Origin of the sequence: Streptomyces sp. NPDC046939 (assembly GCF_040644575.1) — a bacterium.
GTDB lineage: Bacteria > Actinomycetota > Actinomycetes > Streptomycetales > Streptomycetaceae > Streptomyces.
Genome location: NZ_JBEYWV010000001.1, coordinates 254181 through 265942 on the forward strand (window position 1 = coordinate 254181; position 11762 = coordinate 265942).

Annotated in this window: 13 protein-coding genes; 8 read left to right on the top strand and 5 right to left on the bottom strand. The window is 73.1% G+C overall.

The window, feature by feature from the left end:
- The gene (locus ABZ877_RS01175; RefSeq protein ID WP_361062859.1) at window positions 1-927 is read left to right on the top strand and encodes an NADP-dependent oxidoreductase; all 927 of its coding nucleotides are present in this window, start codon (window positions 1-3) and stop codon (window positions 925-927) included.
- A 47-nt stretch (window positions 928-974) separates the two neighbouring features.
- On the opposite strand, the gene ABZ877_RS01180 is transcribed toward ABZ877_RS01175, so the two are convergent.
- Window positions 975-1646 carry a DUF5701 family protein gene (locus ABZ877_RS01180; protein WP_361062237.1) on the bottom strand — a complete coding sequence of 224 codons (672 nt, stop codon included), beginning with the start codon at window positions 1644-1646 and terminating at the stop codon, window positions 975-977.
- An 86-nt stretch (window positions 1647-1732) separates the two neighbouring features.
- Window positions 1733-2104 carry an STAS domain-containing protein gene (locus ABZ877_RS01185; protein ID WP_361062240.1) on the bottom strand — a complete coding sequence of 124 codons (372 nt, stop codon included), beginning with the start codon at window positions 2102-2104 and terminating at the stop codon, window positions 1733-1735.
- Between the two features lie 614 nt (window positions 2105-2718).
- Here ABZ877_RS01185 and ABZ877_RS01190 point away from each other — a divergent pair.
- The 4 genes from ABZ877_RS01190 to ABZ877_RS01205 are packed head-to-tail and all read left to right on the top strand — an operon-like array spanning window position 2719 to window position 5996.
- Window positions 2719-3255, top strand: a complete 537-nt coding sequence (locus tag ABZ877_RS01190) for a DUF488 domain-containing protein (RefSeq protein ID WP_361062862.1) — start codon at window positions 2719-2721, stop codon at window positions 3253-3255.
- A gap of 20 nt (window positions 3256-3275) precedes the next feature.
- A complete protein-coding gene (locus ABZ877_RS01195; RefSeq protein WP_361062243.1) occupies window positions 3276-4334 on the top strand; it encodes a glucose 1-dehydrogenase in 1059 nt (352 codons plus the stop codon).
- A gap of 22 nt (window positions 4335-4356) precedes the next feature.
- Window positions 4357-4566, top strand: coding sequence for a hypothetical protein (locus tag ABZ877_RS01200; protein WP_361062246.1), 210 nt, complete (start codon window positions 4357-4359; stop codon window positions 4564-4566).
- 47 nt (window positions 4567-4613) lie between these two features.
- The gene (locus ABZ877_RS01205; RefSeq protein WP_361062249.1) at window positions 4614-5996 is read left to right on the top strand and encodes a mycothione reductase; all 1383 of its coding nucleotides are present in this window, start codon (window positions 4614-4616) and stop codon (window positions 5994-5996) included.
- 7 nt (window positions 5997-6003) lie between these two features.
- On the opposite strand, the gene ABZ877_RS01210 is transcribed toward ABZ877_RS01205, so the two are convergent.
- On the bottom strand, window positions 6004-6375 hold the full coding sequence (locus ABZ877_RS01210; protein ID WP_361062252.1) for a metalloregulator ArsR/SmtB family transcription factor: 372 nt from the start codon (window positions 6373-6375) through the stop codon (window positions 6004-6006).
- Window positions 6376-6492: 117 nt separating this feature from the next.
- On the opposite strand from ABZ877_RS01210, the gene ABZ877_RS01215 reads away from it, so the two are divergent.
- Together ABZ877_RS01215 and ABZ877_RS01220 are read left to right on the top strand one after the other, a co-directional pair.
- A complete protein-coding gene (locus ABZ877_RS01215; RefSeq protein ID WP_361062255.1) occupies window positions 6493-8475 on the top strand; it encodes a heavy metal translocating P-type ATPase in 1983 nt (660 codons plus the stop codon).
- On the top strand, window positions 8472-8861 hold the full coding sequence (locus ABZ877_RS01220) for a DUF393 domain-containing protein (protein WP_361062258.1): 390 nt from the start codon (window positions 8472-8474) through the stop codon (window positions 8859-8861). Before ABZ877_RS01215 ends, ABZ877_RS01220 begins: the two co-directional genes overlap by 4 nt.
- 14 nt (window positions 8862-8875) lie before the next feature.
- Here the strand turns inward: ABZ877_RS01220 and ABZ877_RS01225 are convergent, their stop codons facing one another.
- Window positions 8876-9103, bottom strand: coding sequence for a DUF5133 domain-containing protein (locus ABZ877_RS01225; RefSeq protein WP_361062261.1), 228 nt, complete (start codon window positions 9101-9103; stop codon window positions 8876-8878).
- A 112-nt stretch (window positions 9104-9215) separates the two neighbouring features.
- Entirely contained in the window at window positions 9216-10181 is a 966-nt protein-coding gene (locus tag ABZ877_RS01230) for an alpha/beta fold hydrolase (protein WP_361062264.1), read from the bottom strand.
- A 240-nt stretch (window positions 10182-10421) separates the two neighbouring features.
- On the opposite strand from ABZ877_RS01230, the gene ABZ877_RS01235 reads away from it, so the two are divergent.
- Window positions 10422-11738: a helix-turn-helix domain-containing protein gene (locus ABZ877_RS01235; RefSeq protein ID WP_361062267.1), complete on the top strand. Its 1317-nt coding sequence runs from the start codon at window positions 10422-10424 to the stop codon at window positions 11736-11738.
- Window positions 11739-11762: the final 24 nt, after the last annotated feature.

An 11762-nucleotide genomic window follows, 5' to 3' on the forward strand; every position in this document is an offset into this window, starting at 1 on the left:
ATGAAGGCCATCACCTACGACAAGTACGGGGACAACGGCGTCCTCACGCTGACCGAGCGGCCCGTGCCGAAGGTGGGGCCCGGCGAGGTCCTCGTACGGGTGCGGTACGCGGCCGTGAATCCGGTCGACTGGAAGGTGATGTCGGGCGGCCTCGACGCGATGATGGACACGTTCTTCCCGGTGATCCCGGGCTGGGACGTCTCCGGGGTCGTGGAGCGCGTCGGCATCGACACCCCGGAGTTCACGGCGGGCGACGAGGTGTACGCGTACGCCCGTAAGGACTATGTGCACGCGGGCACGTTCGCGGAGTACGTGACGCTGCCCGTGCGGGCCGTCGTCGCCAAGCCGCGCTCGCTGAGCTGGGGCGAGGCGGCCGGGGTGCCGCTGGCCGGGCTGACCGCGTACCAGTCGCTGACCCGGCTCGGCACGGGCAGCGGGGACACGGTGCTGATCCACAACGCGGCGGGCGGTGTCGGCACGTTCGGCGTGCAGATCGCCAAGGCGCTCGGGGCGCGTGTCATCGCCACGGCGTCCGAGAGCAACCACGACAGGCTGCGCGAGCTGGGCGCCGAACCGGTCGCCTACGGGGACGGCGCGGCCGACCGGATCAAGGAGCTGGCGCCCGACGGCGTCGACGTGGTCGTCGACTATGTCGGCGGCGTCCTCGACATCACGCAGGCGGTCCTGCGCGAGGGCGGCCGGCACGCCTCGATCGCCGACCCCGACGTCGTCGAGGCCGGCGGTCAGTGGCTGTGGGCCCGCCCGGACGCGGAGGGCCTGCGCGCCTTGGCCGACCTCGCCGACCAGGGCAAGCTCCGGGTCCCCGTGGCCGAGACGTTCCCCCTGGAGCGCGTCGCCGACGCCTTCGAGCTCAGCCAGGGAGGACACGTCCACGGCAAGATCCTCATCCGGGTGTCGGACGAGTGAGAACCCACCTGCGGACGGGCCCCGGGCAGGCAGGAGCCGCTACGGGCCTATGAGCCCGCCCGGCGGCCCGTCGCCGAGCCGAACCCCAGCCAGGTGTGCCGGTTGCCCCACCAGCACCAGCCGACCTTCGGCGCGTCGCGCCGCTCGCGGCCGTCCCGCCCCGTGCCGTTGCTGATCCACAGGGCCGGGGTGCGGGCGTCCAGGGCGCCGTCGGCCTTGCGCAGCCGGGAGCCGATGGTCATGAAGCACTTGTTGCGCTCCAGCGCCGCGGGCTGCTGGAGCACCCAGTGGATGCCTTCGCTGAGCAGGAGCGGCGTGCGGTCCTTCCCGGTGAGGGCGGGCAGCGCCTCCTCGGGGCTCCAGTCGGCCAGGTCGTCGCCGCGGTCGACGCCGGTGACGAGGTAGAGCGGCGCGTCCGGCAGCTCGATGCCGTGGGGGAAGAACGCGTCGACGTCGGCCATGTCGGTGACGACGAAGCCCGGCTTGTCGCCGCGGCGCAGCAGCGGCGCGAGGACCGAGGCGGGGACGCGGTCCGGGTGGACGGCGAGCAGCACGTCACCGTCGGACGGTCCCGCGCTCGCGGCGAAGGTGCGCACGTCGTCGGCGGACATCCCCGCGTGTGTGTGCACCCCGAGTTCGATGAGGCGTTCCGCCTGGGCCGCGAGCGGTGCAAGAGGAGGGACGGTGACGGTGGGCGAGGCGGACGAGGTCTCGGGCAAGGCTCTCCTTCGGTCGTGGTGGGGCAGGGGCGATCAGCGGTCTCGAAGCCAAACGGGGCGACCCGCCGCGGTGTTCCCGGTTCCGCTTAGGTCAGTGCGTACGTGGCGCCGGGGGCCGGATAGCGGTACGGGGGTGACGACGCGGGGACGTCGCTCAGGGGGAGCCGGTCGCGTACGGCGCTGAGGGACAGGGCGTCGGCCACGCACCGGCTGGGGTTGGCGAGGGTGAGGCTGCCACCCGCCTGGTGGAGGGCGTCGCGCATGCCGAGGAGCGTGTAGAACGTGGCGTTGTCGCACCGGGTGACCGCGGAGAGGTCCACGAACAGATGGCGGCTGCCCTCGGCCAGCACCTGCGACGTCGCCTCGCAGAGCGCGCAGATGCTGCCGGTGTCCAGCTCACCCGTCAGCGCGAACGCCATGAAGAAGCCGGGTGTGTCGGGGGTGCGGCGTACTGTCATGCGCGGGCTCCGGCCGCACCGCCCGCCCGGATCGGCGGCCACCCCGCCTCATGCCCGCGCGGGGGCGCGTCTAGGCGGCGCAACGGCGGCGGCACGCGCCGCCCCGGGTCCTTCGCGAGCGGTCTGTGATGTACGCATGGGGCCCCCAGGGGTGCATGCAGCGGACCCATCGTCCCACCGTCGGGAACCGGCCATCCACCCGACGACGCGACTTCACTCCCTCCGGCACCGTCGTGGCCGAATCGTTATCCCTACGGTGTTCGCCGAACCGCTGCGGGGTCACACGTCTCTCGACGCCCCCGGGGACCGGCCCCCGGGATACCGTGCGAGCGAGGTTGGGAACACAGCCTCGGGGTTTCCCGGGACTGCCACGCGGCCCCGGGAAACCGCACCGCCGGCGGCGCGCCGGGTGCGCCCGCCCCGTTCGTGGCCGACGATGGGTGCGGGTGTCCGGGCGGACGGCGAGGGCGGCGAGTTGTCCGAGGCCGTGCGGCGCCGCCACCCCGACGGGAAGGCCGAAGAGCACCTCGACGCGGATCCTCGCTGGTCGACCCGGCACGGCGGGACGGCGCGGAGGAGCACGGCAGGTGAGCACGGGTACAGCGGAGGACCTAATGACGTTCGGGCACGGCACGGCGGAGCGTGAACGCCTCGTCGAGCTGGTGCGGGGCGCGGGGGTGCGCTCGGTGGTGGACGTGCGGATCGGGCCGGGCAGCCGCCGCCACCCGCATCTGGCCCGCGACCGCCTCGCCGAGTGGCTCCCCGAGGCGGGGATCGACTACCGCTGGGAGAAGGCGCTGGGAGGCTTCCGCAAGGCGCCGCCCGACTCGCCGGACGTCATCTGGCGCAACGACTCCTTCCGGGGGTACGCCGCCCACACCCGCGACCCCGGCTTCGTCACCGCCATGGACCGCCTCCTCGCCGACGCCGCCCGCACGCGGACGGCCGTGATGTGCGCCGAGGCGGTCTGGTGGCGCTGCCACCGGCGGCTGATCGCGGACTTCACCGTCGTCGCCCGGAAGGTCCCCGCCCACCACCTCATGCACGACGGGCGTCTGGTACCGCACCCGCCGACGCCCGGCGTGCGCCTGCGCCCCGACGGACTGCTGGTCTACGACGACGTGGCAGCGGCCGGGGGGAAAGAGACGTGACGACGACGAAGGAGCCCTGCATGCGCGCGGTGACCGTCCGGCCCGAGCACCCGGACTCGCTGGAGGTCGGTGACGTACCCGAACCGGTCCCCGCCGACGGTGAACTGCTCGTCGACGGGCTGGCCGTCGGCGTGTGCGGCACCGACAAGGAGATCGTCGCGGGCGACTACGGCTGGGCGCCGCCCGGCCGTGACCGGCTCGTCATCGGCCACGAGTCCCTCGGCCGGGTGCGCCGGGCGCCGGAAGGGAGCGGGTTCAGCGCCGGGGACCTGGTGGTGGGCGTGGTGCGACGGCCCGACCCGGAGCCCTGCCCGGCCTGTGCGCACGGCGAGTTCGACATGTGCCGCAACGGCGACTACACCGAGCGCGGCATCAAGCAGCGCGACGGCTACGCCTCCCAGGTGTGGACGGTCGAGCACGACTACGCCGTGAAGCTGGACCCCGGGCTCGACCGCGTAGGCGTGCTCATGGAGCCCACGACCGTGGTCGCCAAGGCGTGGGAGCAGGTGGAACGGGTCGGGGCGCGGGCCTGGTTCGACCCGCGGCGCGTCCTCGTGACCGGCGCGGGCCCGATCGGGCTGCTCGCCGCGCTCCTCGGCGTGGAGCGCGGCCTCGACGTGCACGTCCTCGACCAGGTCGACAGCGGGCCGAAGCCGGACCTCGTCGGGGAGCTCGGGGCGAAGTACCACAGCGACGGCATCGAGCGGGCCGTCGAGTCGGTCCGGCCCGACGTCATCATCGAGGCCACCGGCGCCAGCCACATCATCTTCGAGGCCATCGCGGGCACCGCCGCCTTCGGTGTCGTGTGTCTGACCGGGGTGTCGCCGAAGGGCCGTCGGATCACCGTCGACGCGGGCGCCCTCAATCGCGAGCTCGTCCTGGAGAACGACGCGGTCGTCGGCTCGGTCAACGCCAATCTGCGCCACTACCGGCAGGCCGCCGACGCCCTCGCCCGCGCCGACCGCGACTGGCTGGAACGGATGATCACCCGGCGGGTTCCCCTGGAACGCGCCGCCGAGGCCTTCACGGCACAGGACGACGACATCAAGGTCGTCATCACCCTGGACGAGAGCGCGTAGCGACGACAAGGAGCACAGGACAATGGAGCATCGCATCATCGCCGAGCGGACCGAGCCGGGCGGCGACAGCCTCAAGGAATGGCACATGGTCCGCGAGGGCGAGCGGACCGCGATGTGCGGCCGGGAGATCGACCCGATGGAGACGCGACTGCCGCCTGAGGCGTGGGGCACCGAGGAGGCGAAGCCGTTCTGCCACTCGTGCGGCGCGCTGTTCCTGCGGGAGTCCCCGTGAGCGGACAGGGCGGGCATGAAATGTGCAGCGGGGGCTACTGATGCACCATGGCACATCATGATCTCGTCGTGATCGGTACGGGCTCCGGGAACGCCGTCGTCGACGACCGCTTCGCCCACCTGGACGTGGCGATCGTCTCGGAGGGCCCCTTCGGCGGCACCTGTCTCAACGCGGGCTGCATCCCCAGCAAGATGCTCTCCGTCACCGCCGACGTCGCCGACACGGTCCGGGACAGCGAGCGGCACGACGTGACGGCCCCGCTCCAGGACGTTTCCTGGCCGCGGGTGCGGGAGCGGGTGTTCGGCCGGCTCGACGCGCAGGCCGCGGAGGGGGAGCGGGGCAGACGTGACACGTCCTGGGTGACGGTGTACCGGGGACGGGCGCGCTTCACCGGTGACCGCGAGCTCCTCGTCACCACCGAGTCCGGTGAGGAGCGGGTGACCGCCGACCGGTTCGTCGTGGCGGGCGGCGGCCGTCCGGTCGTGCCGCCGCCGATCGCGGAGTCGGGTCTGCCCTACGAGACGTCCGACACCGTGATGCGGATGCCGTCCGTGCCGGAGCGGCTCGTCGTGGTGGGCGGCGGATACATCGCCGCCGAGCTGGCCCACGTGTTCCACACGGCGGGCGCCGAGGTCACGGTCGTGGAGAAGAGCGAACGGCTCCTGTCGGGGGAGCAGGACGAAGAGGTGTCCCGGGCGTACACGGACCACGTGCGGTCCCGCTGGGATTTGCGGTTCGGCCGTGAGGTCACCGGCCTGGAGGGCAGCCCCGGCGACCTGACCGTCGTCCTCGACGACGGCACACGGCTCCGCGCGGACACCGTGCTCGTCGCGGTGGGGCGCCGCCCCAACACGGACTCGCTCCACGTCGACGCGGCGGGCATCGCCTGTGACGACCACGGGCTCATCAAGGTCGACACACATCTGCGCACGAGCGTCGACGGGGTGTGGGCCCTCGGTGACATCACCGACGGCGGCCCTCCGCTCAAACATGTCGCCAACCGGCAGGCGTCGGTGGTCGCGCACAACCTGCTGCACCCGGACCGGCCGCGCGAGATGTCCTACGCGGTCGTTCCCTCGGCCGTCTTCGCCCACCCGCAGATCGGGCAGGTCGGGATCACCGAGCGGGACGCGCGGGACCAGGGTCTCGACTATGTGGTCGGCCGCCGCGCCTACCAGGACGTCGCCTACGGGTGGGCCCTTGAGGACACCGAGGGCTTCTGCAAGGTGCTCGTCGACCGGAACACGTGCTCGCTCCTCGGCGCACACGTGCTCGGCCCCCAGGCGGCCACACTGATCCAGCCGCTGGTCCTCGCCATGACCCAGGGCATCTCCGCACGCGACCTGGCCGAGGGCCCGCTGTGGATCCACCCGGCGCTGACGGAGGTCGTCGAGAACGCCCTGCGGGACGCGCTCGACCGCCTGAAGTAGAGGGCCCCTACTCGGCAGCCGCGCCGGGCGTGTCGCGGATGCCCATGCGCAGGTGCTCCACGTGGTAGAGCGCCTGGTCGAGCAGTTCGGCCACGTGGTTGTCGTAGAGGGCGTAGATGATCGAGCGCCCGTGGCGTTCGCCGGTGACGAGGCCGAGGTTGCGCAGCAGGCGCAGTTGGTGGGAGCAGGCCGACGCCTCCATGTCGACGGCCTCGGCCAGCTCGCCGACGGAGCAGGACCCTTCCTGAAGGCGGGCCAGGATCCGCAGCCGGGACGGGGTCGCCAGGGCCTGGAGGGTGGCGGCGACATCGGCGGTGCCGACGGCGTCGAGGCGCTCGCGCGTGGTGGCGCTGCTTGCGGTGTCCGTTCCGTGGCCCATGGAGGCATCATACCGGCGACATGTGAAGACCTGTTCAGGTGTTCCTGTATGGTGTGCGCGTCGGCCGGCCCCCGCCCGGCCCGCCTCCGACCCGTACCCGCGAAGGGTTGCTCCGCCATGCCTTCTGTCCTCGACCGGCGGCCCGCACCGGCCGCCGCCGGGCCACGCCCGACGGCCCCGCGCCGACGCACCCGCGCCCTCGCGCTGCCCGAGGCGCGGTGGGCCCTCGCCGCCCTGCTCCTGTTCCTGCCCGCCCTCGCCCTCGACCTCCTCGGCGCCCCGGCCTGGACATGGGGCCCGCTGTACGCCGCCGTCTACGTCACCGGCGGCTGGGAGCCTGGCTGGGAAGGGCTCAAGGCGCTCAAGGACAAGACCCTGGACGTCGATCTGCTCATGGTCGTCGCGGCGCTCGGCGCCGCCGCCATCGGACAGGTCCTCGACGGCGCCCTCCTCATCGTCATCTTCGCCACGTCGGGAGCGCTTGAGGCGCTGGCCACCGCCCGTACCGCCGACTCGGTGCGCGGCCTGCTCGACCTCGCCCCGACGACCGCCACCCGCCTGCTGCCCGGCGGCGGCGAGGAGAGCGTGCCCACCGAGGCCCTGGCCGTCGGCGACACGGTCCTGGTGCGGCCCGGCGAGCGGATCGGCGCGGACGGCCGGGTCCTCGACGGCAGCAGCGACGTCGACCAGGCCACCATCACCGGCGAGCCGCTCCCCGTCGCCAAGCGGGCGGGCGACGAGGTGTTCGCGGGGACCGTCAACGGCACCGGCGCGCTGCGCGTCCGCGTCGCACGGGACCCCGGGGACTCGGTGATCGCCCGCATCGTGCGGATGGTCGAGGAGGCCTCCGAGACCAAGGCGCCCACCCAGTTGTTCATCGAGAAGGTCGAGCAGCGCTACTCGCTCGGCATGGTCGTCGCCACCCTCGCCGTGTTCGGCATCCCGCTGGCCGTCGGCGCCGATCTCCGGTCGGCCCTGCTCCGCGCCATGACCTTCATGATCGTCGCCTCGCCGTGCGCGGTGGTCCTCTCCACCATGCCGCCGCTGCTCTCCGCCATCGCCAACGCGGGGCGCCACGGCGTCCTGGCCAAGTCCGCCGTGGTGATGGAGCGCCTCGGCGCCGTCGACACCGTGGCCCTCGACAAGACCGGCACCCTCACCGAAGGCACCCCGCACGTCACCGACGTCCGCCCGCTGCCCGGCTCCGGGCTGACCGAGGACGAGCTGCTCGCGCTCGCCGCCGCCGTCGAGCACCCCAGCGAGCACCCGCTGGCCCGCGCCGTCGTACGGGCCGCCCGCGAGCGCGGACTGAGCCTCGCGGCGGCGGACGGCTTCACCTCGGAGCCCGGCAGGGGAGTCACCGCTGTCGTCGAGGGACGCACCGTCGAGGTGGGCGCACCCGCGCGGCTGACCCCGAGCGGCATCGGCGCCGCCGAGGACCTGGAGGAAGCGGGCCGTACGGTGATCCTCGTCGCCCGGGACGGAGCACCCGTCGGGCTCCTCGGCATCGCCGACCGGCTGCGCCCGGACGCCGCCGCCACGGTGGCCGCCCTCACCGCGCTGACCGGCCGGGCCCCGGCCCTGCTGACCGGGGACAACGCGCGTGCCGCCCGTCACCTCGCCGCCGAGGTCGGCATCACCGACGTACGGGCCGGGCTGCTGCCGCAGGACAAGGTCGCGGCGGTGCGGGAGTGGGAGGCCGAGGGGCGCCGGGTGCTCGTCGTCGGTGACGGCGTCAACGACGCACCGGCCCTCGCCGCCGCCCACACCGGGATCGCGATGGGCAAGGCCGGTTCCGACCTCGCCCTGGAGACCGCCGACGCCGTCGTGGTCCGCGACGAACTGGCCACGATCCCCGCCACCGTCACCCTCGCCCGCAGGGCGCGCCGCCTCGTCGTGCAGAACCTCGTCGTCGCGGGGGCGTTCATCACCGTCCTGGTCGCCTGGGACCTGATCGGGACGCTGCCGCTGCCGCTGGGCGTCGCCGGGCACGAGGGCTCCACCGTCCTCGTCGGCCTCAACGGGCTCCGCCTCCTGCGCGACTCCGCCTGGGCCGGGTCACGGGGCGGGCGGGAACGAGGCGTCATGCTGGACGCATGATGAATCAGCCCGTTCTCGTCTTCGACGGTGACTGTGGTTTCTGCACCACCTGTGTGAACGTCGCCGAGCGCTGGGTCCGGCCACGCTGTGCGATCGTCCCGTGGCAGTTCGCCGACCTGGACGCGCTCGGCATCACCCAGGAGCGCGCCGAGTACGAGGTGCTCTGGGTGACGCCCACGGGCACGGTCCACGGCGGCGCCCGGGCCGTGGCCAAGGCGCTGCTCAGGGCGGGCGGCGCGTGGCCGGTGCTCGGCGCGCTCCTGACCCTGCCCCCGATGAGCTGGGCCGCGCACGGCGTCTACCGCCTGATCGCGAACAACCGGCACCGCCTGCCCGGCGGAACGGCGGCCTGCGCGGTGGTGGGCCACCGCCCGACGGGGTCGTAGCGGCGCTCGCGGGCTCAGGCCGCCAGCAGGGAGTCGTCCTCGGGGCGGGCGCCCGGGAGGCGGTGGCGGGCGGCGATCAGGGCCGCGTCGATGTCGGCGGTGCCGGTCGCGATGCACAGGGTGTAGGCCACGTCGTCCATGCGCTGCTGCACTCCGTCGCTGCCCTCGGCGGCGTTGAGGGCCCGCAGCGTCTCGTACTGCCGGACCAGGTCGTTCAGGACGGCGGGGTGGGCCATCAGCATGGCGTGGACTCCTTCGGGTGCGGAGCGCGGGGGCGCCTCGGGCGGTTCGACGCCCCAGTGCCCCCGCCCGTCCCCCTCACACCCGCATGTGCCGGCTCACACGCGGCGGCACTCACAGGAGTTGCAGGCCGAAGCCGTGGCACTTCGGCTTGAAGTCCTTCGGGCCGCCGTCCAGGGCGTTCATGGTGATCTGCAGGGTCGGGTCGTCGTTGAAGAGGCCCATGTGCCCGGCGCGGTCGGTCGGGCAGGCATCCTGCAACACCACGTTGTTCACGTCCTCGCCCGTGAGCGCCTGACTGGTGTAGGGCGTCACGACGGTGTCGTACTTCGTCATCACGACCGTGTAGCGCGGCCCGGCCGGTACGGTGTCGCCGTCCGCCCACATCTCACGGGTGTAGGCGGAGGTGTCGGTCTGCTCGATGACGCCCGGGAACCGCGCCACGTTCGACAGGTGTGTCACGAACCCCATGAGGTTCAGCTTCTCGCCGAGGCCGACGATCCCGTTGAGGTCCGTGCCGTGCGAACTCGGCGCCCAGCCCACGTATTTGTCGACCTTGCGCGCCCCGTCCATCTTCTTCATCCACCACATCGGCACGTTCCCGCCGAGCGAGTGCCCGACGATGTTCACCTTGCCCGCGCCGGTCGAGGCGAGGACCTTGTCCACGAACGCGTCGAGCCGCGCCGCCGACTCGCGGTTCGGACCGAGTCCTCCGACGCGGTTCAAGGAGAGCGGCGTGAAGCCGAAGTTCATGGCGTAGACGCAGTACCCGGCGTTCTTCAGCCGGGGCGCCGCCTTCACGAAGTTCGCGCCGAAGTTGAAGAACGTGCCCGGCAGCAGGACGACCGGCTCGGGGTGCTCGGCGCCCGGTCTGCACGACCAGTCGTTGGCGCCGGGCACCGCGTCCGGGGAGTTCACGTAGTTCCACAGGGCCTGCGCCACGCCCCCTTCACGCAGCGGGGGCGCCTCCTCGGCCTGCGCCGGAGCGGCCGACGCGACGGTCAGGACGGTGGCGGCGCAGACCGCCGCCGAGGTCAGCGCCGCGCGGAGCGTGCGCGCGGACGACATGGTCACTGACATGGGGTCTCCCGAATGCGTGGTGGGGGGCGTGTCCCAGCAGACTGAAGGACCGGCCGCCCCACGGACCCCGGCTGTCGTCCAGACATCCAGCACACCGTTTGTGAGCCGTCACAACAGAGGATCCGCTCCGAGACCTCGCTCACACCAGCCGCCACGCCCTTGACGCCCCGCGCGGGGCCAGCGACTTTGGCTGTCTCCAGCCAGGGACGATCACGGTCCGGGGGAAAGAGGAGCGGTCGCATGGAGCGTGACGAGGGAACACCGCCGCCGTCCCTCGCCTTCGACGGCGTCGACCTCCACCAGCGCCTCAGCGACGCCCTGCCCGAGCTGGCGGAGCGGGTACTCGAACGGCTGGTCGACCACGTACCGGTCTACGACACCATGCCCGCCGAGCAGCTCAGGGGAGAGATCCGCCGCGTCGTCGAGCAGGGCATCGGCTCCTTCGCCGCCATGCTGCGCACCGGACGACTGCCCACGGACAACCAGCTCCTCGCCCTGCGCCAGTCGGCCGCCAAACGCGCGGAGGAAGGCGTGCCCGTCGAGGCCGTCGTGCGCGCCTACCACGTCGGCGCGCAGGAGTGCCTGCGGCAGATGCTCGCCCAGGCCACGGCCGACGACCTGGAACATGTGCAGGCCGTCACCGTCCTCGTGCTCCAGTTCCTGGAGCGGATGACGGTCACCGTGGTCGCCGGCTTCTTCGCCGAGCGCCAGGCCGTGCTCGGCGAGGAACAGTCCGCACGGCAGGCGCTGCTCACCGCGCTGGTCGAGGGCGCGGACGTGACGGGCACCGCCGCCCGCTGGGGCCTGGACGTGCCGCCCTGCTACCTCGTCCTGGACCTCGCGGTCGGCGCACACCCGGACGAGGCGCTCGCCGGGGTCAGCCCCGTCATCGCGGGCAAACGCAAACTGCGCCGGATACGTGTCGAACTCGACCGGCACGTCGAAGGCACCGTCCTGACCGCCCTGTCCGGTGACGGCGGCCTCGCGCTCGTCCCCTGCCGCACGGCGCCGGGCCACGTCACCGACCAGGAGTGGGCCCGGGTCACCGCCGCGCTCACCCATATGCGGCGGGTCGCGGGCGTCGACATCATGGCCGGTGCGGCGGCCGCCGCACCCGGCGACGTCCCGGCCGCCGTGGCGCTCGCCCAGGAGGTGCGCCGGGTGGCGGCCGCCTCGGAACGGCCGCCGGGCCTCTACCGCCTCCCTGACGTGCTGCTCGAGTACCAGCTCATGCGCCCGGGCCCGGCGCGGGACGAACTGGCGCGCCTCATGTGGCCCCTGACGACCCGTCCGGAACTCCTCGACACGGTGCGCGCGTATCTACGGTGCGGGCTCAGCCGGCGCGCCGCCGCACAGGAGTTGTGCATGCACCCCAACACGGTCGACTACCGGTTGCGCCGCGCCGCCGAGATCACCGGGCTCGACGTGACGAGCGGCCCGGACGCGCTGCGGGTCCGGGCCGCCGTCAGCGCGCTCGACGCGGCGCAGGGCACCATCGGGACGTCACCCTCGGCAGCGAGACGAAGCCGGCGAGCGCCTGCTGACCCGCCACGTTGACATGGACGCCGTCCCCGGTGTCGT

What these genes read in the sequence shown, in the direction of transcription:
- ABZ877_RS01225 (WP_361062261.1), bottom strand. Translation starts at nt 9,103, where the DNA reads ATGCTGATGGCCCACCCCGCCGTCCTGAACGACCTGGTCCGGCAGTAC.
- ABZ877_RS01190 (WP_361062862.1), top strand. Translation starts at nt 2,719, where the DNA reads ATGACGTTCGGGCACGGCACGGCGGAGCGTGAACGCCTCGTCGAGCTG.
- ABZ877_RS01195 (WP_361062243.1), top strand. Translation starts at nt 3,276, where the DNA reads ATGCGCGCGGTGACCGTCCGGCCCGAGCACCCGGACTCGCTGGAGGTC.
- ABZ877_RS01230 (WP_361062264.1), bottom strand. Translation starts at nt 10,181, where the DNA reads ATGTCAGTGACCATGTCGTCCGCGCGCACGCTCCGCGCGGCGCTGACC.
- ABZ877_RS01210 (WP_361062252.1), bottom strand. Translation starts at nt 6,375, where the DNA reads ATGGGCCACGGAACGGACACCGCAAGCAGCGCCACCACGCGCGAGCGC.
- ABZ877_RS01215 (WP_361062255.1), top strand. Translation starts at nt 6,493, where the DNA reads ATGCCTTCTGTCCTCGACCGGCGGCCCGCACCGGCCGCCGCCGGGCCA.
- ABZ877_RS01205 (WP_361062249.1), top strand. Translation starts at nt 4,614, where the DNA reads ATGGCACATCATGATCTCGTCGTGATCGGTACGGGCTCCGGGAACGCC.
- ABZ877_RS01175 (WP_361062859.1), top strand. Translation starts at nt 1, where the DNA reads ATGAAGGCCATCACCTACGACAAGTACGGGGACAACGGCGTCCTCACG.
- ABZ877_RS01235 (WP_361062267.1), top strand. Translation starts at nt 10,422, where the DNA reads ATGGAGCGTGACGAGGGAACACCGCCGCCGTCCCTCGCCTTCGACGGC.
- ABZ877_RS01220 (WP_361062258.1), top strand. Translation starts at nt 8,472, where the DNA reads ATGATGAATCAGCCCGTTCTCGTCTTCGACGGTGACTGTGGTTTCTGC.
- ABZ877_RS01185 (WP_361062240.1), bottom strand. Translation starts at nt 2,104, where the DNA reads ATGACAGTACGCCGCACCCCCGACACACCCGGCTTCTTCATGGCGTTC.
- ABZ877_RS01200 (WP_361062246.1), top strand. Translation starts at nt 4,357, where the DNA reads ATGGAGCATCGCATCATCGCCGAGCGGACCGAGCCGGGCGGCGACAGC.